The organism is Sphingobacterium sp. R2 (assembly GCF_040760075.1).
Lineage (GTDB): Bacteria > Bacteroidota > Bacteroidia > Sphingobacteriales > Sphingobacteriaceae > Sphingobacterium.
In genome coordinates, this window is sequence record NZ_CP142884.1 from 2,604,464 (window position 1) to 2,629,108 (window position 24,645).

The 24,645-nt window shown below is 36.0% G+C and carries 25 protein-coding genes and 1 pseudogene; 21 read left to right on the forward strand and 5 right to left on the reverse strand.

The annotated features are described in order from the left end of the window. Nucleotides 1-56: 56 nt before the first annotated feature. Nucleotides 57-344 (reverse strand): hypothetical protein, encoded by a 288-nt coding sequence (locus tag VXM68_RS10825; RefSeq protein WP_367211298.1) that lies wholly within the window; start codon nucleotides 342-344, stop codon nucleotides 57-59. 87 nt (nucleotides 345-431) lie between these two features. Next, complete coding sequence (locus VXM68_RS10830; protein ID WP_367211239.1) at nucleotides 432-902, reverse strand: hypothetical protein; 471 nt, start codon at nucleotides 900-902, stop codon at nucleotides 432-434. 732 nt (nucleotides 903-1,634) lie between these two features. Between VXM68_RS10830 and VXM68_RS10835 the strand changes: the two genes are divergently transcribed. The 6 genes from VXM68_RS10835 to VXM68_RS10860 all read left to right on the forward strand — a co-directional run bounded on the left by VXM68_RS10835 (nucleotide 1,635) and on the right by VXM68_RS10860 (nucleotide 7,653). Beyond that, nucleotides 1,635-2,021 carry a nuclear transport factor 2 family protein gene (locus tag VXM68_RS10835; protein WP_367211240.1) on the forward strand — a complete coding sequence of 129 codons (387 nt, stop codon included), beginning with the start codon at nucleotides 1,635-1,637 and terminating at the stop codon, nucleotides 2,019-2,021. A 392-nt stretch (nucleotides 2,022-2,413) separates the two neighbouring features. Then, complete coding sequence (locus VXM68_RS10840; RefSeq protein WP_367211241.1) at nucleotides 2,414-2,995, forward strand: hypothetical protein; 582 nt, start codon at nucleotides 2,414-2,416, stop codon at nucleotides 2,993-2,995. Then, complete coding sequence (locus VXM68_RS10845) at nucleotides 2,995-3,855, forward strand: thiol-activated cytolysin family protein (RefSeq protein ID WP_367211242.1); 861 nt, start codon at nucleotides 2,995-2,997, stop codon at nucleotides 3,853-3,855. Before VXM68_RS10840 ends, VXM68_RS10845 begins: the two co-directional genes overlap by 1 nt. 37 nt (nucleotides 3,856-3,892) lie before the next feature. Continuing rightward, nucleotides 3,893-5,482: a thiol-activated cytolysin family protein gene (locus tag VXM68_RS10850; protein WP_367211243.1), complete on the forward strand. Its 1,590-nt coding sequence runs from the start codon at nucleotides 3,893-3,895 to the stop codon at nucleotides 5,480-5,482. A 15-nt stretch (nucleotides 5,483-5,497) separates the two neighbouring features. After that, nucleotides 5,498-6,568 (forward strand): thiol-activated cytolysin family protein, encoded by a 1,071-nt coding sequence (locus VXM68_RS10855; protein WP_367211244.1) that lies wholly within the window; start codon nucleotides 5,498-5,500, stop codon nucleotides 6,566-6,568. Nucleotides 6,569-7,206: 638 nt separating this feature from the next. Beyond that, nucleotides 7,207-7,653, forward strand: coding sequence for a nuclear transport factor 2 family protein (locus VXM68_RS10860; protein WP_312365185.1), 447 nt, complete (start codon nucleotides 7,207-7,209; stop codon nucleotides 7,651-7,653). A gap of 95 nt (nucleotides 7,654-7,748) precedes the next feature. Here VXM68_RS10860 and VXM68_RS10865 read toward each other — a convergent pair whose 3' ends face one another. Further along, entirely contained in the window at nucleotides 7,749-8,834 is a 1,086-nt protein-coding gene (locus VXM68_RS10865) for a Fic/DOC family N-terminal domain-containing protein (protein WP_294185840.1), read from the reverse strand. A 238-nt stretch (nucleotides 8,835-9,072) separates the two neighbouring features. On the opposite strand from VXM68_RS10865, the gene VXM68_RS10870 reads away from it, so the two are divergent. From VXM68_RS10870 to VXM68_RS10885, 4 genes are all read left to right on the forward strand, one after another. Continuing rightward, nucleotides 9,073-9,519: a hypothetical protein gene (locus VXM68_RS10870; RefSeq protein WP_367211245.1), complete on the forward strand. Its 447-nt coding sequence runs from the start codon at nucleotides 9,073-9,075 to the stop codon at nucleotides 9,517-9,519. A 243-nt stretch (nucleotides 9,520-9,762) separates the two neighbouring features. Then, nucleotides 9,763-10,299 (forward strand): DUF2975 domain-containing protein, encoded by a 537-nt coding sequence (locus VXM68_RS10875; protein WP_293955631.1) that lies wholly within the window; start codon nucleotides 9,763-9,765, stop codon nucleotides 10,297-10,299. Nucleotide 10,300: 1 nt separating this feature from the next. Further along, nucleotides 10,301-10,513, forward strand: coding sequence for a helix-turn-helix transcriptional regulator (locus VXM68_RS10880; protein WP_293955630.1), 213 nt, complete (start codon nucleotides 10,301-10,303; stop codon nucleotides 10,511-10,513). A gap of 120 nt (nucleotides 10,514-10,633) precedes the next feature. Further along, entirely contained in the window at nucleotides 10,634-11,431 is a 798-nt protein-coding gene (locus tag VXM68_RS10885; protein ID WP_294185842.1) for a hypothetical protein, read from the forward strand. Between the two features lie 376 nt (nucleotides 11,432-11,807). Here the strand turns inward: VXM68_RS10885 and VXM68_RS10890 are convergent, their stop codons facing one another. Then, nucleotides 11,808-12,290: a hypothetical protein gene (locus VXM68_RS10890; RefSeq protein ID WP_294185843.1), complete on the reverse strand. Its 483-nt coding sequence runs from the start codon at nucleotides 12,288-12,290 to the stop codon at nucleotides 11,808-11,810. Nucleotides 12,291-12,796: 506 nt separating this feature from the next. Here VXM68_RS10890 and VXM68_RS10895 point away from each other — a divergent pair. The 10 genes and pseudogenes from VXM68_RS10895 to VXM68_RS10940 all read left to right on the forward strand — a co-directional run bounded on the left by VXM68_RS10895 (nucleotide 12,797) and on the right by VXM68_RS10940 (nucleotide 22,392). Continuing rightward, nucleotides 12,797-13,243 carry a nuclear transport factor 2 family protein gene (locus tag VXM68_RS10895; RefSeq protein WP_294185844.1) on the forward strand — a complete coding sequence of 149 codons (447 nt, stop codon included), beginning with the start codon at nucleotides 12,797-12,799 and terminating at the stop codon, nucleotides 13,241-13,243. A gap of 483 nt (nucleotides 13,244-13,726) precedes the next feature. Then, nucleotides 13,727-14,641 carry an IS110 family transposase gene (locus tag VXM68_RS10900; RefSeq protein WP_367211246.1) on the forward strand — a complete coding sequence of 305 codons (915 nt, stop codon included), beginning with the start codon at nucleotides 13,727-13,729 and terminating at the stop codon, nucleotides 14,639-14,641. Between the two features lie 184 nt (nucleotides 14,642-14,825). Beyond that, nucleotides 14,826-16,670 carry a hypothetical protein gene (locus VXM68_RS10905; protein ID WP_367211247.1) on the forward strand — a complete coding sequence of 615 codons (1,845 nt, stop codon included), beginning with the start codon at nucleotides 14,826-14,828 and terminating at the stop codon, nucleotides 16,668-16,670. A 266-nt stretch (nucleotides 16,671-16,936) separates the two neighbouring features. Continuing rightward, nucleotides 16,937-17,323 (forward strand): nuclear transport factor 2 family protein, encoded by a 387-nt coding sequence (locus VXM68_RS10910; protein WP_367211248.1) that lies wholly within the window; start codon nucleotides 16,937-16,939, stop codon nucleotides 17,321-17,323. 265 nt (nucleotides 17,324-17,588) lie between these two features. Then, nucleotides 17,589-18,341, forward strand: a complete 753-nt coding sequence (locus VXM68_RS10915; protein ID WP_294185848.1) for a carboxypeptidase-like regulatory domain-containing protein — start codon at nucleotides 17,589-17,591, stop codon at nucleotides 18,339-18,341. 310 nt (nucleotides 18,342-18,651) lie between these two features. After that, nucleotides 18,652-18,975 (forward strand): annotated as a pseudogene (locus VXM68_RS10920) (DUF3024 domain-containing protein). A gap of 367 nt (nucleotides 18,976-19,342) precedes the next feature. Beyond that, nucleotides 19,343-19,945 (forward strand): DUF6088 family protein, encoded by a 603-nt coding sequence (locus VXM68_RS10925; protein WP_312365562.1) that lies wholly within the window; start codon nucleotides 19,343-19,345, stop codon nucleotides 19,943-19,945. Nucleotides 19,946-19,949: 4 nt separating this feature from the next. Then, nucleotides 19,950-20,954, forward strand: a complete 1,005-nt coding sequence (locus VXM68_RS10930) for a nucleotidyl transferase AbiEii/AbiGii toxin family protein (RefSeq protein WP_367211249.1) — start codon at nucleotides 19,950-19,952, stop codon at nucleotides 20,952-20,954. A gap of 120 nt (nucleotides 20,955-21,074) precedes the next feature. Continuing rightward, nucleotides 21,075-21,602, forward strand: a complete 528-nt coding sequence (locus VXM68_RS10935) for a hypothetical protein (RefSeq protein WP_367211250.1) — start codon at nucleotides 21,075-21,077, stop codon at nucleotides 21,600-21,602. 343 nt (nucleotides 21,603-21,945) lie between these two features. Beyond that, nucleotides 21,946-22,392 carry a hypothetical protein gene (locus VXM68_RS10940; protein ID WP_367211251.1) on the forward strand — a complete coding sequence of 149 codons (447 nt, stop codon included), beginning with the start codon at nucleotides 21,946-21,948 and terminating at the stop codon, nucleotides 22,390-22,392. 119 nt (nucleotides 22,393-22,511) lie between these two features. Here the strand turns inward: VXM68_RS10940 and VXM68_RS10945 are convergent, their stop codons facing one another. Then, nucleotides 22,512-23,789, reverse strand: coding sequence for a hypothetical protein (locus tag VXM68_RS10945; RefSeq protein ID WP_367211252.1), 1,278 nt, complete (start codon nucleotides 23,787-23,789; stop codon nucleotides 22,512-22,514). A 348-nt stretch (nucleotides 23,790-24,137) separates the two neighbouring features. Between VXM68_RS10945 and VXM68_RS10950 the strand changes: the two genes are divergently transcribed. Next, nucleotides 24,138-24,524 (forward strand): nuclear transport factor 2 family protein, encoded by a 387-nt coding sequence (locus VXM68_RS10950; RefSeq protein ID WP_367211253.1) that lies wholly within the window; start codon nucleotides 24,138-24,140, stop codon nucleotides 24,522-24,524. The last annotated feature ends 121 nt before the right edge of the window (nucleotides 24,525-24,645 follow it).

The following is a 24,645-nucleotide window of genomic DNA, read 5'->3' on the forward strand; positions in this document are numbered from 1 at the left end:
TAAATGTGTTTGTTTCATATTTTAGAGGATAAATAATAATGCACAATTTACTTTTGTCAAGTTCCCGTTATCCCATTCACAAAAGTATCCACAAACCCAAGAATCTTATTTAAGATACGATCACCAATCGCTTTGGATTTTAGAACGCTAGGTCTTCGGTCGTCACGAAGAGAAAGAACTTCTTTACGAAGTGACTCACGCTCTGTGAAAAGGTAGTTCTCAATTAGCCTTTCGGTATCTTCTTTTAAGAGTTTCTCAGTTTTGATTAAGTTTTGCAATGCGCTTTCTTGTTCTATATTCCAGAATTTTTTAAACTCATCCGGAATAGTGTCGCTATCCTCTATATGCGGTAGGTTTTATTTAAACGCAAAATGGCACTAACAAATAGATGGTATAATTAGCTTAGTTATAGATATGAACTTAATAATCTTTTATTTCTGTGCTATAGCTTCAATACATTGCTCCCTTATTTCCCAAAGCTCATCTAAAGTGTATGGAATCTTATTGATCTCGATCCAGCGTAGTAAGTAATTTCTGTGATATTGCACTTTAAATTCATTAATTTGGTCAGGGGTGATTTCGATTTCCTCTAAAAGATCCAGCTCAAATTCGTGTACATTTACACCAATTCCAGTAAAGTCCAAGATGTGATTATTATTTCTCAGATAATTGTGAGCTTCTGGAATATATTTTAAATCATAGTTGGATAGAAGGCCTTTTATCGCAGGAGTATTTTTACTATTTATGGTAAAAATGCCTAATACAAGCCTCAGGCTGCTTTCCCCATTTTCATCGGCTAATCTTTTCAATAGCGCATGTTTTGTACTGCAAGTTCCGCATAACTCATCAAACACGATCAGTTCATTGCTTTTATTATTACGTCTATAATCGAGTTTTTCCACCCATTTACAAGCTTCAGCAAAGTTGCTTATAGCTAAATTGATGAATGATCTCGAATCATTCCATTCATGCCTAAAATTTCAAAATAAGGTGCTCCCATTCGTTTATCGATTGATATATGTTGATGATCTTTCATGATTGGTGACATTAAATTGATAGCCTAATTTAAATAAATTTGCGGCAAAATATCGTCTGTCGGTAATTGCTCTAGCGCAAACTCACGTATTTCCGTACTGCTTCAGGCATTAATTAATAAAAACTGCTCATTAGGGATGAGTTTAACATCATTTTTAGGGGTTGTATTCGTACCTGCTTTGTAAAGCCTTCGGATTTCGAAAGATAGGATTCGATTGTTGACTATTCTCTGAACAGTTTTTTCCCGTTAAGAGACTGAACATGTTAAGCTGGGTGTCTGTACATTAGCTATTGATGATTCGAACGTGGTTCGAATCTGATACGAATCAGACTTACCTTCCTATTCCCGCCATTCACCGAGTTTTCCTGATCGTTGGTCTAAAGCAAGTAGGCTAGGGGCCTATTGTGTTGTAGTTTTGAGTCAACAAATAAGAATAACAGAACTAACACAATAAATAAAGACATTATGAACCATCATGAGTGCTTAAATATGGCACTTATGATAGCTTTATCACCAATCAAAAAACAAATCATTTCGATAAAAAACGCTAGTAAAAACATTCGCAGCAGCAGCCCTAATCGCAGTATCAACTTTCGCTATGGCAGCTGAAGGACCAAGAGCAAAAGCAACAAAAGCAAACGTTAACCTTTCAACAGCAGACTTGGCTTTGGATCACTATGTCGCAGTAAAGACGGAGGGCGAATCAACAGGCGTAGAGCAATTATTCGCTGAAGATTTTAATCAAAAGATCCAAGCTACAAATGCACAAACCCACGGCCGTGAAGCTTTAATTAAACTATTGAAAAAGCAAAAAGGCGAAAAACTGAACTGTACAGTAAGCACTGATATCATCGAGAAATCGTCAGACTATATGGTGGCTAAAGTAACCTTGAAATTTGAAAACTTCACCAAAACAGATTTAGTTACTTTGGAACGAGCAGGCAATGATTGGAAAGTATCTAAATCAATTAATTCGTATAAGTAGTATTCAATAACTGGTGGTTTGCCAATAATTAAAGACAAACCATTAGTGAATCATATGTTTATTAAGGCCACGTCGGCAGATGTGGCTTTTTTACGTCAAAAAGGATTGACGTCAATTAGATGCTTTACCTCAACTTTTGTATGTAAAGTAGTTTTTTACTCTCTTTGATATTTTATCAGTAATTATATTTTCTTGTCGTTATTTGATGCAATGGATAACTATTGTGAAATTATTTATGTGTTGAAGCTTAATTTACTTCGGTTTAAACACTTTTGTGTAGTTAATTTCTCTTTATGTTGTTTTTTATCTAATATGTAGTATGTTTGCTTTCAGTGTAGGTTGTTTTAATTAAATATAATTTATAGTAATTTTATTAAAATAGAATAATATATATGAAAAGTAATGTAAAGTATTTTATTATTTATGCTATGGCGTCTCTTCTACTGCTTACCGCCTGTAAAAAGGAAAATGGTGTTGTGAAGCCACCAGTAGATCCACCAATAGAGATGAATGATTTGAAGTTGAAGCTTGATTCAAAAGAGATGCTTGATTTTCAAAAAATCACCTCCTCAAGTTTAGCGTCTTCTCTGGCGGAATCAGAAATAAAAAAGTACTTTGGTGATCGTGTTGATCTGTCAATACCTAAAGAAATTATCGTTGAAAAGGACTCCACAATCCTCATTAAACAATATGGTATTACAGAGCGCTACAAGTCAAAATGGGAGAAGGATGATCTTTATCTCCAGGATAGCGACGAATCATCGTGGAAGCTAATCGGTGCGAAAAAGAACAAAACAGATTTTGTGCTCAGCATGAGCTTTTATTCAAAGAAAAGTATTACTCAGTCATCACAGAATTTTTTGATAGGGCAAGAATATAATCTAAAATCTTATGATCACCTGTTGTCTAAAAATGCTGAGAATACAGATTTTATTTGGCTGAAAATTGACTTACTATATAATACTACCAAATAATGATTAAATACATCACACTACTTCTCTTTTTAGGAACCGGATTTCCAAAGATTGCCTTGGGTCAAGACCAGAAGTCAACCGTCATAACGGTTAAATCACCTGAAGAATTATATGTCGGAGCAGTATTAGAACAGCATACAATCAATTCTCCGATTCCCCCGGTTCTGAATGTCATATTAGATAATATTATCGTCAATTTTGGTGGCTTAAATGTTAAGAGTAAAGTCATAAAAACCGAAAAGACATCATTTTACAAAGCAATTGAAGAGGCTCTACAAGGGAAACGCTCGGATAACAGGCGCTTTTCATTTGATATAAAAGAATTGAATGGCTACAATGATGTTTCTTTTTATTTTGGACAGCAGATTGATCTGGCAAGTTGGTTCTCCATCACCGAAACGGCAAAGAAACCACGGACATTACTGGCTATAAATATGGAAAAGATTGCTTTTACAGTGGATATGGACTTACCTGCCGAAGGGACTTTTAACACAAATAAAGAGCTTCTCAATAAATACGATATAAATGACCTCATTTATATCAATACACTTTCTTTCGGAAGAAAAGCCGTTGTTATCGTCGAATCGGACTTAGCTAGTACGTTGGTCAAAGAAGCGTTATCCGCTCAGCTTAAAGGGAACAAGCTTGCTGATAAACAAAGAGCTGTTCTCGCAAACTGCAATTATCATGTTGCTTTCCTTGGAGGGCGGCACACTGATTTAGATTTCAGTGCCGGACCACTATTGCAGCAACTAATAAATTATATTGATACAACGTTGGATGTAAACAATTACGGAGATCCTATCTCTTATAAGGCCGCTTATTTAAAGAATCACCAAATTTTTTATAATTCATATTAATCATTTTTTTGTTTCTTATTTAACCTATTTTTTAATCATGAAAGTTTTCAGAACCTTTTGTGGTGCACTTATATTTTTCATAATTGCATCATGCAACAAGGATAATCTATCCATTCATACCGAGAATAGTAAGGTGCCGAATGCGAGTGTACGCAAGCCATATCAAATCAAAATAGACTCGTCATATGCTTATCAAGGCGATTCTTTATATAAAGTTATGGCACGGGAATACAGTAGCCGTTCTGAATCAAATGTTAAAAATAACCAAAGTAACACTCTTTTTGTAAAGAAAGCGACTATAGCAGGGATGACACCTGAGGACGAAGCTTTTTTCTCAAAAAGACATACGGTAAAAAGTACTGAAGCGATGTTGTATCAGGGAAAAAATTTTATTTTTCCAGGGGCGATTTTGGAAGGGAATAGTATATCCAAACAGGTCTATAATCCTATTTTCCTAGCGAATAGAACACCGATAACAGTTTCAATGAGCTTGACTCACACTACCCCTAAGCCGACAAGCCGCATCATTACAAATCCGACATACTCTAAGCTGGATGATTACGTCAAAGAAATGGCTGTTGGTGGAAGTTTTAATCAGAACGAAAAATTTATGTTTCAATATAGGCGTTTTACTTTTTATGATGAGATCAAAGAGGCATTTGGTACCGACGTCAATACACAAAGATTGTTCTCCTCGAAGAGTGAGAACAGCACTACGGAATCTCACAAAATATTGCAGTCTACCGGACTTTATGTGAAATTCTTTCAGGGTAGTTTCACCGTAAATATGGATATAGCACCACTAGCAGATCAGCCAATCCAAGGTACTTCTGGTGAACCACCTGTTTATGTCAACTCAGTTACTTATGGCAGAATGGGAATACTAGTTATCGAAACAGATAAGGAGTATCAGTTTGCCGAAACGTGTATAAGAAAAGAATTTGACAGAATCTTCTATAACAAAACAGAAACTTTAACAACAGAGGAAAGGAAATTTTTTGACGAGACATCGTTTAAAGTCCTTATTATGGGAGCGGATAGCGATTATACGGTACAGACTTTTAAAGGGTATTCTTATTTTCTGAATTTGATCTATAACTCAAAGTTTACCGAAACAAGTTTTGGTGTTCCTATTGCGTGTTCATTTTCAGATGCAAATACACATCAATTGGTTGAAACAGAATTTGTAAATACGTCATTTGTAGAGCCCTTGTATGTAAAAGTAAACAGAGAGAATAGTGTCTATGAACCGGATGCATCGAGCAACAATTATCGTTCTAGCGCCAATATTGTTTTAAATTTCTTTAAGGATAGAGAAAAGACTAAACCTGCTTATCCCTACACTGACATCTATTTTGAGGTGCAAAAAAATGAGAATAAATGTATCTATACGCCCAATCAAAACAATTGGCCTGAAATTTTGATGGATTGCGAGAGTAGTTCCGATCTCTTAAAAATAAGAAATATTAATCTTTCAAACAGACTGGTTGTGGGAACCGAATTCTCCTCTTATGAAAGTAATGGCCCCGAACCCATGCCGGATGAACCCAGACGATATTGGGAAGCAACAGATTATCAATTAAATTATAACTTAAGGTCAAGTCCATTTTTTATTACTATCTATTAAATTAAATATATAATTATGAAACAGATTTTTAAATTAATTTATGCTGTACCAATTCTCCTTTATTCATGTAATAAGGAAGGAGCAAATCATCTTGATACAGCTCATGTAACCCAAGAAAGGGTTGCCAAAAAAGACAAAGGTCAATGGGATAAAGTTTATACCATTAAAGATGGGAAAGAAATTGATATAACTGCTTCAGCAAATTCTAAACTTCGTGCTTCTGCAAGTACTGCTAATGTCGAACAATTTTATGAGATAGCAACATTAGCCCCCAATTACATATTTTTAGGCTCAGTACTTAGTGCACAATCAATCAATAGCGGTTTGTATGAACCTGTAGGTTATACCAGTTTATTAAAGCCGAAGGTTACGGCTTCATTTTCACTGCCAGTACGGTCGAAGGAGATTTCTCCAACTCGTTCAGGTCTAAATAATGCGGTTATTGATGCTATCGGAGATAAAGATTTCAGCGGAAGACAATCACAGGTCTTTACATACAAAATGAAACAGATAGATTACTATAAAGAAGCTAAGCTTGCTTTTGGAGCTAATATAAATATCGCCTCTGTTTTTTCAATGAGTGCATCAGTCGCCAGCGGCAAAATTCTGCAAACCTCTGCGTTAGTCTGTGATTTTAGCCAGACTTATTTTAATGTATCAATGGATATACCAGATGACGGAAATATTTTTAAAGATGAGCCAACCAGACAGGGATTTTTAGCAAAGAATCCGGTGTATGTTAATTCAGTTAACTATGGGCGCAAAGGAATAATTCTAGTAGAATCATCAGTAAATTACAGTGAGTTATCTGTAGCTGTGCGCGCGGCGTTTACAGCAGGTATAGTAAATGGTTCTGTATCCTTAGATGCAAATACAAAAAAGATTCTATCCGAAGCTCAGATCACGATCTGTATCATAGGAGGAAGTGGCCAAGATGCTGTCCGTACGGTTAAAGGGTTTGATGAATTTCAGAACTTCATTATAAATGGTGGAGTCTATACTACGGATGTGTATGGCGTTCCTATTTCTTTTGGCGGTGCATATGCGTCGACAAACGGAATGTTCCAGACAGAATTCGAACTGTAATAAAAATATAAAGTGTTGTATAGCCACGCCGTGAGACGTGGCTTTTTTACGTCAAAAGGGCTTGATTCTCATCAGACCCTTTCTTTTAGCGTTTATTTGTACAGTAATTTTTATGTTTCCTATCGTTTCCTCTTTTTTGTCTCGTCATCCGATGTGTTTTTGCATCCTATTGGATTTTCACTGTACGACGCCAATTTTTATGTTGAACCTTTCTTTCGAAAGATAGCTTGTAGCCGTTTTGTATAGTAAGAACAATAGTCGTTCTGAAATAGTTATGTTAAATCTTGAATATGTTATTTTTCTCTTTTCCAATGATGGAAGTGTTTCAATTGTGAAATCTTTGTCTCTGGTATACCGTAAGATGTTTCGGCTATAAACTGAGTTAGTATATGCAATCATAAGCATAAGGGACAGGATTTTTACTGTTTTAAAGGTTAGTTTGCCTGACATTGTCGTTTAATATATAGGAAGAATATGGGCAATATTATTCTGAAATACAACTCGCTTCACCTCCCCATTCCCGCCACTCACCGAGTTTTCCAGATCGTTAGTCTAAAGCGAGTAGGCCAGGGGCCTATTGTGTCGTAGTTTTGAGTCAACAAATAAGAAAAGAACTAACACAATAAAATAAAGACATTATGAAAGCATTAGTAAAAACATTCGCAGCAGCAGCTTTAATCGCAGTATCTACTTTCACAATGGCAGCTGAAGGACCAGGTTCAAAAACAGCAAAATCAAACGTTAACCTTTTCACAGCAGACTTGGCACTCGAACACTATGTTGCGGTAACCACGGAGGGCGAATCAGCAGGCGTAGAGCAGTTATTCGCTGAAGATTTCAATCAAAAGATCCAATCTTCCAATGCACAGTCTAACAGCCGTAGCGGAGTGGTTAAATTATTGAAAAAGCAAAAAGGAGAGAAACTGAACTGTACAGTGAGCACCGACATCTTAGAAGAATCAGCTGACTTTATGGTCGCTAAAGTAACCTTGAAATTTGAGAATTTCACCAAGACTGATCTCGTTACCTTGGAGCGGGTGGGTAATGACTGGAAAGTATGCCAATCGATCAATTCGTATAAATAGTATCCAATAACTGGTGGTTTGCCAGTAAAATAAGGTAGATCACTAGTGAATCACCTATTTATTAAGGCCACGTCGGGAGATGTGGCTTTTGCAGTTTACTGATTTTCAAGAATTTTCAACAGTTTTTGATTTAAGTACAGTTTTTCCTTTCCGACTTTTACGGATTCAAGAATTCCATTCTGCTCCAATGCGATTAGATAATTTCCAACAGTTTTCGCATTTCCTAAATTGTCGTCAATCAAATTTTGACGTTTTGTATAAGGTAATCTAAATAATATCTCAACTAAATCTTTTGAATACATTTTAGGAAGTTTCGTTTTGATGTTAATACTCATTTCCTCTATCGCTTGGGTGATTAGATATAATCGTTTGAGACCCTTTGATGCTGTTTGTTCGATCATATCTAACATATATAAGATGTAATCTTCCCAATTTTCATTTTCTGTTACTCCCCTGAGTTTGGTATAATAATCATTTTTATTCTGAATGATGTATTCGCTTAGATAAATTGCTGGAACTTCTAACAGTCCGGAAAGTTTTAAGTAGAGCAAAAGTAGAATTCTTCCAGTTCTACCATTTCCATCTACAAAAGGGTGGATTGCTTCAAACTGGTAATGTAATAATGCCATTTTGATCAATGGATCAATGTTGCTTTCTTCATTGATGAATTTTTCTAAATTAGCGAGTTTCTCTCTAATGATTGTTTCTCCACTTGGCGGTGTGTAGATAATTTCACCACGATTGTTGCTTAGCGTTGTTCCTGGTGTAACCCGAATGGATGCATTATTTTGTTTAATACATTGAACTATTTTAATGCAAAGGTTTGTAGTAATAAAAGGTTTAGCTTTGAGTTCTTCAAGACCTAGCCATAGCGCTTTTTTATAACTTAAAACTTCTTTTGTTGATAAATTTTCAATTTTCTTGTCAGCAACAAATGATCTGTATAATTCATCATTTGTTGTAATGATATTTTCAACTTCCGAACTTGCTTTTGCTTCTTGTAAGTAAATTGTATCAAGAAATAGCGTCGGATTTGGTAAATTTAATAAAGTACCATTTAGTTGGGCCAGCACACGACCTGCAGAAATAGTTTTCCGAAGAATTTTTTTTGTTTCGATATCCTTGGTTGGTGGCAATAATGGTAAATCGTTATAGGGATTTTTTCGGTCAAATTTATTCATTTCTTCGAGTGTAAATTTTACTTCTGTGTGTGCTACGAGTGTAAAAATAACAAAAAATTACTCCTGTTTTTTGTTTAGGTGTAAAAAATGCTCTTATTTTATTTCACCTCTCCATTCCCGCCATTCACCGAGTTTTCCCGACTTTTAGCCTAAAGCGAGTAGGCCAGGGGCCTATTGTGTCGTAGTTTTGAGTCAACAAATAAGAACAACAGAACTAACACAATAAAATAAAGACATTATGAAAGCATTAGTAAAAACATTCGCAGCAGCAGCTTTAATCGCAGTATCTACTTTCGCTATGGCAGCTGAAGGACCTAGAGCAAAATCGTCAAAAGCAAACGTTAACCTTTCTACCGCAGATTTCGCTTTAGGGCACTATGTAGCGGTAACTACGGAGGGCGAATCAGCAGGCGTAGAGCAGTTATTTGCAGCTGATTTTAATCAAAAGATCCAAGCTTCCAATACAGGATCTAACAGCCGTAGCGGAGTTGTCAAATTATTGAAAAAGCAAAAAGGAGAGAAGCTAAACTGTACAGTAAGCACCGACATCTTAGAAGAATCAGCTGACTTTATGATCGCTAAAGTAACCTTGAAATTTGAAAACTTCACCAAGACTGATCTGGTTACTTTGGAACGTGTGGGCAATGACTGGAAAGTATCCAAATCAATCAATTCGTATAAATAGGAGCCATCTTAAATAAATATATATGTTGTGGAGCCATGTCGAGAGATATGGCTTTTTTAATGTCGAAATAGCATGATATTATTCAGAATCTTTATGTAACCTTTTGCTTATACAGTAAGTTTTACTTTCGTCTTCCTGATATATCAAACATTATAAGTGTCTTTTTTAATAATAAAAAATAAATAATTAGTGATAATCGCTAAATATTTATTATTATTGCATTAAATATAAAGCTTATCAATTATGAAAAAAATGAACAACATCGTTTTTAAAGGATTACTCGTAATCGCCTGGATCATATTTGTTGGATTATCTATTGAAGCGGGAGCTATTATTGTTAATTTCATTTTCAGTATTTTCAAACCGGAATTTGTTGGAAAATTCTACCAAACACTTGATTTGTCAGCGATGTACAGGCAGAGCCAAATGTCTTTTTACACAATCTATGCTTTTATCATTGTCATTGTAGTATTGAAAGCATATTTATTCTATCTGGTGGTCGAAATGATGCACAAATTGGATCTGAATAAACCTTTCAATAATTTGGTTTCCAAACAGATTACACAGATCAGTTATTTAACATTTTCAATCGGCCTGTTAAGTTATGTTGCACAAGAAACTGTGGGCAGAATTCTAAGAAAAAGCTACGAAGTCGGAAATTTAAATCAATTCTGGACCGATAGCCGAGCGTTTATTTTAATGGCTGCGATAATATATGTGATATCTGTTATTTTTAGCAGAGGAATTGAATTGCAAAATGAAAACGATTTAACCGTATAAGATGCCGATAATTGTAAATTTAGATGTCATGATGGCTAAGAGAAAAATGTCATTGAACGAACTATCAGAGAAAGTTGATCTTTCACTTTCAAATCTTTCAATATTAAAAACTGGAAAAGCCAAGGCGATAAGATTTAGCACATTGGAAGTAATCTGTAAAGTATTAGAATGCCAGCCGGGAGACATTTTGGAATTTGTAGAGGGTGGCGGGTGAATTAGAATTTGATTTTTTTTCAATATGTTTATTTAAGGCCATGTCGAGCGATGTGGCTTTAATTTTTTGCGTATCATTGTATAATATACACATGATATGTACTATTTAACAAGCAATGGGATGAAATATTTAATTTATATTCTTTTTTTATATTCTATTTCTGTTAAAGCACAAGAAATTACGTATCAACCTGGTGCCAATAAATTATTAGTGTCAATGCGCTTTTCGATAGCGGATACAACAAATAACCATATATTTATGCTCCATCCAGAGGTGACACAAATATCTACTCCTTTCGCGTGTAGCAATCCTCCAATTATCTGGATTCGTGACAATCCTAAGGATAACTCTTTTTATGATATGACTTTTAAAGGTGATTCTTTAGATATAAAGAATAAATATGGAAGAATTCATTTTACCTCGCCAAAAGTTTCATTAGATCAATTGTTAGGAAATCAGAAATTTAATTTTCCCACACATTGGGCCATAGGGCAAACTATATATAAAGATTCTATTATTTATTTGATTAAATACTATACTGGTGAGCAGTCGGATGTGGTGGCGAACGGGATGGCTGCTCGATTCAATGGATCATATGAGGATTTAGGAATGCAAATTTCCAAAAAGCTCCGCGAGAGGGGTATCTCGAATTTGGCTGATTCTATTATCGTATTGCAAGGGCGGATAGAAAAAGGTTTAAACAGGCCGCTTGAAGATTTAAAGTTGATAGTAGGCAAACAATCTGTTTTCTCCGATATAGCCTTACAAATATTTGGGGATCGCAAAAATACATGGCATCCTGCCACTTTTTTTTCGGGTGTGACAGGAGAGAGTATAATTAAATTCTACATTACGCTAGATTCACGTGGTGCAGTCTCGATTTTGCCCTCCAAGTATATGGATGCTGTATTTCGGTGAAATTTTGGTAATCAAGACGACCGGAAAGTATCCAAATCGGTCAATTCGTATAAATAGAACTCTACAACTAATGGTTTGCTCCTAATAGACAACAGATCACTAATGAATCATATCTTCATTTAAAGCTACCGCTAAAATTATGTTTTTTTTACGTCAAAAGGGCCTGATTCTCATCAGACCCTTTCTCTTAGCGTTCATTTGTACAGTAATTTTTATGTTTCCTATCGTTTCCTCTTTTTTGTTTCGTCATCCAATGTTTTTAACGACAATTGGATTTCACTGTACGACGCCAATTTTTATGTTGAACCTTTCTTTCGAAAGGTAGCTTGTAGCCGTTTTGTATAGTAAGAACAACAGCCGGTTTGAAATAGTTTTGTTAAATTTTGGAATATGTTATTTTTCTCTTTTCCAATGATTTTTTTTCTTTACCTTTTTTTTGAAATCGTGTTGCAGATATCCAATTACCGTATTTGTCATATTTATATTCATAGAATACTGTAGGTGAAGATAGAAAGTTACCGTACGTATCATAGACATTATCATCGCTTATTTTGCCGTTTTTGCTGATATATCCTTTTTCTGTTTTAACCGCGGTTCCTTGTTGATCATACTGCGTGCTTATTACTAAATCATTTGTGTAATCATATTCGGCTTTTGTAAAACCAAACTTACCATCATTTTCCATATAATGAATAGGATCTCCCTGTTCGTTGTATGCAATCTCTATTTGCCAGGTACATTCCCCAAGATCATTTAGGGTAATTTGCTTTGTTATATTCCCTTTACTATCTCTAGTATAATATAAGGTTTCTACTTTTAGAGGGAGGAGCGGATGCTTAACTTCCATTCTTCTTTCCATGAGTACGGTATCGTTTAGATATTTGTTTTCGAAAAAAAACGTTTGTTGTCTAGTCTCATTGTGTCTGGATTCGGATACAACTCGGTTGTGCTTGTTAAACATATAAGTGGTTTTTATTTTTTCTGAACCATTCGAAGTATAAAAGACCGTTTCCTTCTCCATTTTTGCTACTGGGACATTTGGAAGTGTTTCAATTGTGAAATCTTTGTCTCTAGTATACCGTAAGATGTTTTGGCTATAAACTGAGTTAGTATATGCAATCATCAGTATAAAGTACAGGATTTTTACTGTTTTAAAGGTTAGGTTGCCTGACATTTTCGTTTAATATATAAGATGAATATGGGCAAAATTATTCTGAAATACAACTCGCTTCACCTATCCATTTCCGCCACTCACCGAGTTTTCCCGATCGTTAGTCTAAAACCCCTAGGCTAGGGGCCTATTGTGTTGTAGTTTTGAGTCAACAAATAAGAACAGATAAACTAACACTATAAAATAAAGACATTATGAAAACGCTAGTAAAAACATTCACAGCAGCAGCTTTAATTGCCGTATCCACATTTGCTATGGCAGCTGATGGACCTGGAGCAAAAGCAACAAAAGCAAACTTTAACCTTTCTAGAGCAGACTTCGCTTTAGAGCACTATGTTGCGGTAACTACGGAGGGAGAATCAGCAGGAGTAGAGCAGTTATTCGCAGAAGATTTCAATCAAAAGATCCAAGCTACCAATGCGCAATCTAATAGCCGTAGTGAAGTGATTAATTCCTTGAAAAAACAAAAAGGAGAAAAGCTTAACTGTATAGTAAGCACCGACATCTTAGAAGAATCAGCAGACTATATGGTGGCTAAAGTCACTTTGAAATTTGAGAACTTCACCAAGACTGATCTAGTTACCTTGGAGCGTGTGGGCAATGATTGGAAAGTATCCAAATCAATCAATTCGTATAAATAGAATTTTACAACTGGTGGTTTGCGGCAAATAAATGACAAACCACTAGTGAATCATATGTTTAAGTTTAGTTTATAAGCCACGTCGAAAGATGTGGCTTTTATATTTACTGAGAATTACAAAAAGGTCATTATATTGTTGTTATGCAAAATGTATTGGCTTTTCGTGTGAGACGAGATGTGGCCAGGTAAACATATAGTTATACCGTAAAAAAGGAATTGTCCACACGATTATATTCTCAGGAGTCTGAACAGTACTTAAGGCCGCTATTTTGAGCCTGGATAAAACAAAAGGATAGACGAAGGAGAATTAAGTCGATACGATTAAATTCTTCGCTATGGCTATTAGCAAACAATGCATTGGGATAGATATCTCAAAAGCGACATTTACAGCATGTCTGTGTCAGCGTTCAGATGATGGAGTATTAACGTTCTCCAAGACATTGGATTTCAGTAATGATACCAAAGGATTCAACCAGTTTCTGCGTTGGGTGAAAGGAGTTATTGCGCCAGGTGCAGCGCTTGTTTTTTCATGGAGGCTACCGGAGTGTATTATGAGAACCTTGCCCACCATTTGCACAAGATTAAGAAAAGGGTACATGTTGTTCTCCCCAATACGTCAAAGCACTATTTTTCGAGCCTCAATATCAAAACCAAGACGGATGCCATTGATGCCAGGATCCTGAGTCAATTCGGTGTAGAAAGGGCTCATAAAGCATGGAGTCCGCCTCCAGCGGTCTTATTACAGCTGAGAAATCTGACCAGATACCATGTTCAGCTGCAAGAGCAGAAAACTGCATTGGGGAACATCAAACATAGTAAGGACTGTTCGCACGATATCCAGAACTTTATATTAAAAAGTAATAAAAAACTTATTTCTGATATAGATAAGGAGATTGCCAGATGTATCAAGGAAATTAACAGATTGGTAAAGTCAGATGTGGATCTCCATAGAAAAATTGAGAAGCTTGCAACGATAAAGGGGATCGGAATGATCACCATGGTTACCATTCTTGCCGAAACAATGGGTTTTGAACAGTTCCGTAGCACCAAACAACTTGTCAGCTATGCTGGATACGATGTTGTTCAGCGGGAATCTGGGACATCTGTAAAAGGAAAAATCAGGATCTCGAAAAAGGGGAACAGGTATATCAGGAATGCGCTGTATTTTCCGGCTATGGTAGCTTGTAGGCACAATTCTGTGCTAAAGGAAGCTTACACGAGAATCATCCAGAAAGAGCCGTCAAAAATGGTCGGACAGGTTGCCGTACAGAGAAAATTATTAATCTTAATGTATACACTTTGGAAAAATGATACCGTGTTTATAGAAAATTATAAAGTAAGTAGTCCCGATCCGAAAACCGAGACTACACTAGATAGTTCAGAAGCTGAACTTCTTTAGAATACAAAAATACTTTTTTGTCTAAATATTTGGAATTTAAAACAGTACCTTTTTTTGTGTTTTATGGTCGCCCATCCGCACAACTTTTCGGTAGTTGTATTCTACCGCTTACATTGGATACTTTTCACTCAAATAGCACTTGAATGAGGTCTAAGTTTGTGTAAGATTTAAAAACAACAACATTATGGCAAATCAATTTCTTATCAAAAACACTATGGCAGATATGCGAGCATTATCTGCAGCTGAAATTCCAGCATTAACAAATGGAACCTATTCAGGTGTACAGCTTCTAGGCTATTATCAAGCTGGAGATACGCCATGTCCGATTAATTACTATCTGTCATCAACAACAGATCCCGATGATGGAGGGAGCATCATTGCTGCTGCAGGAATTAAGTTAGAACATAGATTTCTAGAAGCGGTTAACCCGCTTTACTTTGGTGCAAAAGCCGGATTAGATACCGATGCCACCCCTTTTATACAGCAAATTTTTAATTCAGGTTATAGGAGTATAGAAATTACCTGCCAATTACTCGTAGATTCCTATTTGGGGCTGCCAGATGCAACATTACAAAGATATCCTTCACATCGGATTAGTGGCAAAGGCGGATCGGTACATTTAACCAATAATGTCAATGACGGCTGGATAACATCACAGTCTTCGTTATTAAATCCCGGTTCAACAGGAAATTTGTACACAGGCAAGGTTTTTATCGATAATTTGGTTGTAAGAAATGCCGGCGCGGATATTGGAAACATAATAGATGGGACACCTTTCTCCGGAACATTTGTAGATGGGGATCGGATTTATAATGTATTTATAACCAAATGTTCTTTTTTTAGGGTTAAACATGTTATCAAATCTTATAAAGAAAAGAGACCCAATGACACAGACGCTTATAAAAACGGGTATTTACAATCTGTTACGATTACGGGTAATATATTTGAACAGGTTGAACGGATAGTTGATGCTGATCGATGCTTTAACTTTACTTTTAAAGATAATATGTGTGAGGGCTGTATATCCGGAATCTGGTTTAAAAATATCGACGGAAAACCTACAGTAAATGTTGCTAGGATTGTAGATAACGTATTTGAAAGTGGTGGAGTTTTTTTGTATTCCGGACCAATAGCCGGCGGAAAAATTTCTGGAAATTATTTCGAGGGTAATAATCAACCTGAGATTAAAACCTACAAAGCCCATTTGTACTTTAAATTCGGAGCGGCAACAAATTACATGGGGTTGGCTATTGATAGTAACAACTTCCAAGCGCACGAAGATCAGAAGATAGATGTGGAGTTTTCCGATATCAAGTTTGACGGAAATTTTACCACAGATGCTGGATATTTAGGGAATGTGAGTATCCGTAACAACAACTCTAATTCCTATTCTCTGGTTGAGCCCCAATCGCGGATTAAATTTTATGAAGGGAATTCAATTACTGCTGTTATGTATGCAAGAGCTCGAACGGTGGTGAGTCCTACTCAAAGTCGCATTTCATTTCAACGGAAAAGACAGGAGTTATTGAGCTCAAGTTATCTATCGTCAGATGGCCATGTGATAGCCCGCATAAATATTGCCCGAATCAAAAGTTTGATGGCTAAACAGGAAGAGAGGACTTCGAACGGAACAATTCATATCATGTTATTAGCTAAAACATCAGGAATGATCACAATTGGCGCGACATTAGCGATTGTTGATTTTATAATTATGCCTGTATCAGAAGGAATGGGTTCGGGAGCAATTGATGATGTATACTATAAGTTTAAATTGCGAAGTGTATTTAACATCGATGCAGGAAAGCCGATCAATTCGAATTTTACTGGTGCAACAACTAAGGCTCATTTCAATGAGGATACGGCAGTGCTTACAGCTGTTCCGGACGGCGATTTTGTAAAACTAATACTATCTACATTTGTAGCACCATCAATCGACAACTTTGGTAAGTCTGACCGGCTTCTATCATTTCAGACAATTCAAATCAATGCCAACAACAATTCGTATAACGTAGGTTATCCGGTGATTTAAAGAAAATAGGGCTGGTAGACCTACTGGCCGCATTTCTTTAAATTATTACAAGTCATGCGAATTTATTTTTACCTTCTCATTCTCGCCATTCACCGAGTTTTCCAGATCGTTGGTCTAAAGGCCGTAGGCTAGGGTCCTATTGTGTCGTAGTTTTGAGTCAACAAATAAGAACAGATAAAAAAACTAATACAATAAAATAAAGACATTATGAAAGCATTAGTAAAACATTCACAGCAGCAGCTTTAATCGCAGTATCAACTTTCGCTATGGCGGCTGAAGGACCTGGAGCAAAAGCAACAAAAACAAACGTTAACCTTTCTACAGCAGACTTGGCTTTGGATCACTATGTTGCAGTAAAGACGGAGGGCGAATCAACAGGCGTAGAGCAATTATTCGCTGAAGATTTCAATCAAAAGATCCAAGCTTCCAATGTACAATCTAACAGCCGTAGCGAAGTGGTTAAACTATTGAAAAAGCAAAAAGGCGAGAAGCTGAACTGTACAGTAAGCACAGACATTTTAGAAGAATCGGCAGACTATATGGTTGCTAAAGTGACTTTGAAATTTGAAAACTCCACCAAAGCAGATTTAGTTACCTTGGAGCGTGTGGGCAATGACTGGAAAGTATCCAAATCGATCAATTCGTATAAATAGGAGCCATACCTTACAAATATATAAGTTGTGAAGCCACGTCGGGAGATGTGGCTTTTTTACGTCAAAAGGGCCTGATTCTCATCATACCTTTTCTCTTAGCGTTTATTTGTACAGTAATTTTTATATTTCTTATCGTTTCCTCTTTTTATCTGGCTTTTTATTTGGTTAGCCTGAGGTTATTACCAAAGCGACATGCGTTAAAAACAGTTAATAACATTGCTAAATGCTTAGTTTTATGATATTTTTATTGTAAAACTAATTGAAAGTGAATGGACTACAGGTGTTATTTCTATTGCTCTTTATCACGAACTTATCTTCTGCACAAGATCTGAAAGGTACGACTAAAGATAAGCATTCAGGTGATTTTCTTATAGGTGTTTCGGTCAAAGTAGCTTCACGCAGCACCTATTCCGATGGCTATGGCAAATTTATAGTGTCAGGTGTTAAGCTTGGCGATACAATCACCTTCTCTTCAATTGGATATCGTGAAGTTAAATATATAGTTGATAATAGCAATCTTGATCATTTGGTCATATATATGGAGCAGGCAACAATCTTGTTGGATGAAGTCAAGATCAATTCTTTAAGAAATTATAAGGCTGATTCCTTAAAGTTTCGGGAAGAATTTGCCAGGACCTTCAATTATAGCAAACCCAAGTTTAAAGACATTTTCATCCGCAAAAATTATTCTTCAAATGTCCCGGGACACCCTAATCAAGCTAGTAATAGTACCGCCTCGCTGATAAGTGTTGATGTCCTTTCTGTTATTTCTATGTTAGGGAAAAATCGTACCCCCCAATCCAAGCTCCAACAGAAATTGATAAAGGAAGAAGAAGAGCGGTATCTCGATAATACCTTTTCGAAGCGTAAGGTTCAAAATTTGACGGGCCTTAAAGGTGATTCTCTACAAACTTTCATGCAGTTGTACCGTCCGAATATTGACACCGCGAAATACATGTCCGACTATGATATTATCCTGTATATCAAAAAGAGTTATCAAGAATATATCAAGCCTTAGGTCGCTTTATTGTCTGAACTGTTCATTTTTTGTTTTGATAATGTCGTGACAAGTATTGCTATTTGGAATATTAGCATAATTGAAAGCCCCATCAATAAATTCATATAAATAGGAGCCATCTCAAATAAATATATATGTTGTAGAGCCATATCGAGAGATGTGGCTTTTTTGTTTTGTCATGCAATGTGCATTATTCGTGATTGCCGATCAAGGTTTTAGTTCAAAAAAGTATGTTAGATGATTGGTATGAGATGAAGAATAAGTCGATAGTTTTAAATTTGTAATGATGGATAAAAAAGAACTTCTTTCAATGATTGAAATTCAGTTGAAAAGCTTTATAGATTCCAAAAGACCAAAAGATGCAGAAGTGCGCAAAAAATTGGATTTTGATTATTGGAGGGATGGGAAAACGGCTTTAATGTTTGAAATTAGACCACAATGGAATGATCCAACGAATATTTTAGAATTACCGTTTGCAAAGCTTCGCTTTGTGAAAGCAGCTAAAATTTGGAAACTCTATTGGATGCGAGGATCGGGCAAATAGGAGGCTTATGAACCGAAACCCGAGTGTACTAATCTGCAATTATTGTTGGATGAAATAAATCATGATGGATATGCATGTTTTTTCGGATGATAAGCTCTGTGAAAAACTATTTTCTCCTATCTTTTTTATGGCACCACGATAGTATCGCAACATCCCAAACGTTAGTAACGCTAAATTTGCTTTTACCGTTGAATTTAGTAACAATCAATTTGCACTATAACATAGGTGGTGTTACAGGGCAAATTGATTGTTATTGGATGGTTCAATAAAACTAGGGGGGAAAAACTAGAGGGGGAAATGGCATGTTTGATATAGCCACAATTAGGTAAGTTGTTTTAAAAGTGTAAATCTGTTGATAGTCCACTTAATTTGGCGCAATCGAAGGTAAATACTATACGATAGATTGTTTTTTTGTAACAAATATTTACTAAATTTGTTACAGATTAAATGATTTTTAATGTCAGAAACATCTAGAAATAAGATAGAAAAGAAGATTTTTAAGTCTTCTCGCGGCGAATTTTTTTTCGCAAATGATTTTAAGAATTATGGGACACCAGAGAATATCAGGTTGACACTTTTCCGCCTGGAGAATGATGGACTTATTGAAAGATTGGCTCATGGTATTTATATTAAACCTAAAAAGGACCCTTTATTGGGTACAATATATCCTAGTGTTGAAGAAATTGCAAAAGAAATTGCAAGGCGAGACAAAGCTCGTATTGCTCCGACAGGTGTATTAGCGTTGTATTTATTAGGGCTGACTACGCAGGTGCCGCTAAAAGCCGTTTATTTAACAGATGGTTCACAGCGGGATATTAAAATAGGTAAGCGTACAATCAAATTTAAACGTACTGTACCCAAAAGCTTTGCGATAAAAGATGATTTATTACAGTTGGTTGTTTCAGCTTTTAAAGAACAAGGTCAAGAGGGACTTTCTGAAGAATTCTTAAGCATGATCAAACATTCAGTCAAAAAGATAGAAAAACAAATTCTTGATTCTCAGTTGAAATATGCTCCAGTATGGATCCAGAAAGAAATAACTAAGCTTTACCAATCCTAAAATTATGTGGTTAAATCTTAAGACAGAACAAAAGAGGCTTGTATTGGATCAATTGAGCAATATAATGGGATTGCCAGCTTTTGTTATTGAAAAAGATTGGTGGGTGTGTATTGTTCTGAAGGCTGTTTTTGCAACAAGATATGCAGAGTCTATTATTTTTAAAGGCGGTACGTCTTTAAGCAAAGCGTATCAGTTGATAGACCGTTTTTCAGAAGATATCGATTTAATAATCGACCGACACCTACTAGGTTTCGACGAATTAGATTCAAAAACCCAGATTAAAAAATTGAGAAAGGCCTCCGGAGGTTTTATTATCAATGAGTTTAGAGAGGAATTGATTCTTCAATTGGAAAAATTGGGAGTTCTTAAGGATTTCTATGAAATTCGTTATAATACTTATGTTGACGATACTAGCGATCCTAATACGCTGGAAATTTATTACCAACCGATAGCGCCAGTCGGTCACGCATATATCCAGCAAAGAGTACTCTTGGAAATGGGGGCCAGATCGCTAACTGAACCGTTCGAGACACAATCGGTCCTATCTTTTATAGATGATAATTATAAAGATTCCGGGTTTGCTCAAGCAGCTTTTAATGTTAAAGTTGTAATCCCTACACGGACTTTTATAGAAAAGGTTCTCTTATTACATGAAGAGTTCTCTAAACCGATTGACAAAATCAGGACAGATAGGCTAACTAGGCATTTCTATGATATAGATAAGATTATGAATACTGATTTTGGAACAGAAGCCATTAAAGACGAAGAATTATTTAACACAATAGTCCAGCATCGAAAAACAGTCACATCACTTCGGGGGATTGACTATTCCAACCATCGAAAAGGGAGGTTAAGTATCCTTCCGCCTGACGAGGTAATAAAAGAGTGGGAGGCGGATTATAAAACCATGCGTGAAAATATGATAGTAGGAGAAAGTCTTACATGGGCGGATCTTCTTAAAAGCATCAAAGGAATTGAAGATAGCATGAACAATCACATGAAGAAATAAAGCGATTTAATTTGAAATATACCTTCTTTGAATAATAATAGAGTCAAAGTCCATAAGCATATTAATTCTTGAAGATGGGCTATTTTTCATTGCAAGAACTATTTTAAGATAAATAAACAAATGGAAGCAGTCGAATTTGTTGAAAGTTTGAGAAATATTTATATCGATGCTAGTCTACTAAAAAAACAAGGCTTGTCAGACGAATATATTGAGCATATAAAAAGAGCGTATATCGTTATGCCAAAAGAGCGAACAATTGTATCTCAATATCCAATTATTGAATTGGTAGAAAACTATGACTGTTCGCATTTAGAAATTGGAATGGTCACCTTTGAGGAAAAAGCAGAAGAAATTAGCAATTTTATATACTTTGGAAAGGCTTATGGTCATGATTTAGCAATTGATACTACTACTGGGGCCATTGTTGTGTTGGAATCTGGATATGACAATCTACTTTTTAAATGTGCTCAAAATGATAAATCCTTTTTATATTCCATCTTTAATGTCGCTATTTTTCATGAAAGAAGGGCGGTTGAAGAAGATTTGTATGAGAATGTAGAATTGAACATTCAAATGGCCAAAGAATTTGGGGACATTGCAGGAGGTAAACTATATTATGATTTTTACAAAATGATGTTAGGTGTATAAGACTAATTATAGTCCATTTAAAACACCTATTCATGGTGTTAGATCCTATCTGACAATATCGAATTTTTCCACGGTACGGTTGTTTTTTCAATTTAAACATTAATGCTCTTGATTAGCCCTGATCAATAGTTTTGATAAAGTTGTTCCAATAGGAAAGGATATTTATTTTGCACAGCATCAATTGAAGCGATATTTCGAACGATAACTTTCACCTCCCCATTCCCGCCATTCACCGAGTTTTGCTGATCGTTGGTCTAAAGCAAGTAGGCTGGGGGCCTATTGTTTTGTAGTTTTGAGTCAACAAGTAAGAACAGCAGAACTAACACAATAAAATAAAGACATTATGAATACGCTAGTAAAAACATTCGCAGCAGCAGCCCTAATCGCAATATCTACTTTCGCTATGGCAGCTGAAGGACCTGGAGCAAAAGCAACAAAAGCAAACGTTAACCTTTCTACCGCAGATTTCGCTTTAGAGCACTATGTAGCGGTAACTACGGAGGGAGAATCAGCAGGAGTAGAACAGTTATTCGCCGAAGATTTCAATCAAAAGATCCAAGCTACCAATGCGCAGTCTAACAGCCGTAGCGAAGTGGTTAAATCTTTGAAAAAACAAAAGGGCGAAAAGCTGAACTGTACAGTAAGCACCGACATCTTAGAAGAATCAGCTGACTATATGGTCGCTAAAGCGACTCTAAAATTTGAGAACTTCACCAAAATAGATTTAGTTACCTTGGAGCGTGTGGGCAATGACTGGAAAGTATCCAAATCGATCAATTCGTATAAATAGGAGCGATTTCAAATAAATATATATGTTGTAGAGCCACATTGGGAGATGTGGCTTTTTTGTATAAATTCCATTGTTACCCGCTATTTCAAAATTAGCTGCCTTTCTTTTTCATTTCAATTTTATTTCTCCCATTCGTTTCTGTCTCGATACATCTTGAGATCTTTGAATTCATCAAAATCATTAAATAATTTAATACCTTTTAATAAACGAGTTCCATCTCGATCGGATTGCTTGAATGCTATTAATGCAAAGCGTTGATCAATCTTTTTACTTTGTATTTCAAATAGAACCTGAGATGAATTAACATTTATGCAAAGGGCTGAAACTGTGGCTCCTTTTAAAATAGTGTTCGTAGAATGGCTCCGTAAATAATCGACTATAGATCCTGATGAATCAATTTCTTTATACAGCATATCTTCGAAAGCTAATTTTTTCTCAATTGATATTGCTTCCCAAGGATATTCTACAAAAGCTCTTGTAGGATTTTCGATAATAAAATCCTCAATTATTTTAGTGTCAACTCCCGCTAGGTGGATTTTTTTAGGTTCTTCTGGAAATTCCTCACTATCTTCTATCATTAGACCTCCTGTGGCTAATAAAAACAGTCCATTTTCGAGTTGAATATTTAATCTTAAGGCCTGCCATTCATTTAGATTCTGACCATTTGTATTTAGAAATTCCCATGCGTGCTGCTGAATCTGCGCCAAATATGTTTGATTGGGGTTAAAGTCTCCATATAAGCCTCCCATGGAAAGATCCCCTGCTTCAAGTTTTGCTGACCCTATGATTTTATCATATGAATAGATGACTGTCGCTGTATAATCCTCGGCTTTTTTAGAAATAGTATTTCCATCAAATCCGATAGCATAAAAATTTGATTGGAAATCAACCAGTTTAATCCGGTCATACAGTAAAGTTATCACAGGAAAGCCATTCGTATTTATCCAGATATCCTGTCCTCCAAATCGCCATTTTATTTCTCCGAGCTTTGTTATTCTTGTGATTTCGATTTCACCATGAACGAGCAAATCATCTTCTAATTTCTGAACACTGAAATTCGTTACGTAATCTACTTGTCCTGTCCATTTGAGCGTTAAGTCTGGTATATTTAAGTAGTAAAGTTTATTCCCCGCGCAAATATAAAGCATGCGCTCTTCGATTATAAAGGAGGATTCGCTCAATCCTGTGAAAACCCCTATATCACAAAGAATAGCACTAGCCACTTCATCTTGACCATGCTTTACTAAAATGGCAACGTTAGATACGTTGCTATGTCGATCGCAAGAATCATCGATATATACCCGGTTGTAGCGTCTGAGATTATCAGCGGATTCAACTGTATATTGATGATCGGTATAGATGAATACTTTATATTGTTGATGGGCAATTTCAATCATTTGGACTTGTAGAAGCTTTTGCTATTAAAGATAGCTGTTATAGTCTGATTATCGAAAATTCAGTGCGTTATTCTAAGGCCTTCCGCCTCCGCATTTCCGCCATTCACCTAGTTTTCCTAATCGTTGGTCTTAAGCCCGTAGGCTAGGGGCCTATTGTGTCGTAGTTTTGAGTCAACAAATAAGAACAGCAGAACTAACACTATAAAAAAGACATTATGAACCATCATGAGTGCTTAAAAATGGCACTCATGATAGCTTTATCACCAATCAAAAAACAAATCATTTCGATAAAAAACTTTAGTAAAAACATTCGCAGCAGCAAATCTAATCACATTATCCACTTTCACTATGGCAGCTGAAGGACCTGGAGCAAAAGCAATAAAAGCTAACATTAACCTTTCCACCGCAGATTTCGCTTTAGAGCACTATGTTGCGGTAACCACAGAGGGCGAGTCAGCAGGAGTAGAGCAGTTATTCGCCGAAGATTTTAATCAAAAGATCCAAGCTACCAATGCGCAGTCTAATAGCCGTAGCGAAGTGGTTAAATCCTTGAAAAAGCAAAAAGGCGAAAAGCTAAACTGTAGAGTAAGCACAGATATCATCGAGGAATCGGCAGACTATATGGTGGCTAAAGTGACTTTGAAATTTAAGAATTTCACCAAGACTGATGTTGTTAGCTTGGAGCGCGTGGGTGACAGCTGGAAGGTTTATAAATCAATGAATTCGTATCAATAGGATTTTACAGCTGGTGGTTTGCCAGTAATAAAAGACAAACCACTAGTGAATCATATGTTTATTAAGGCCACGCCGGGAGATGTGGCTTTTTATATGGTCAATCACACCTTTCTTTTAATAG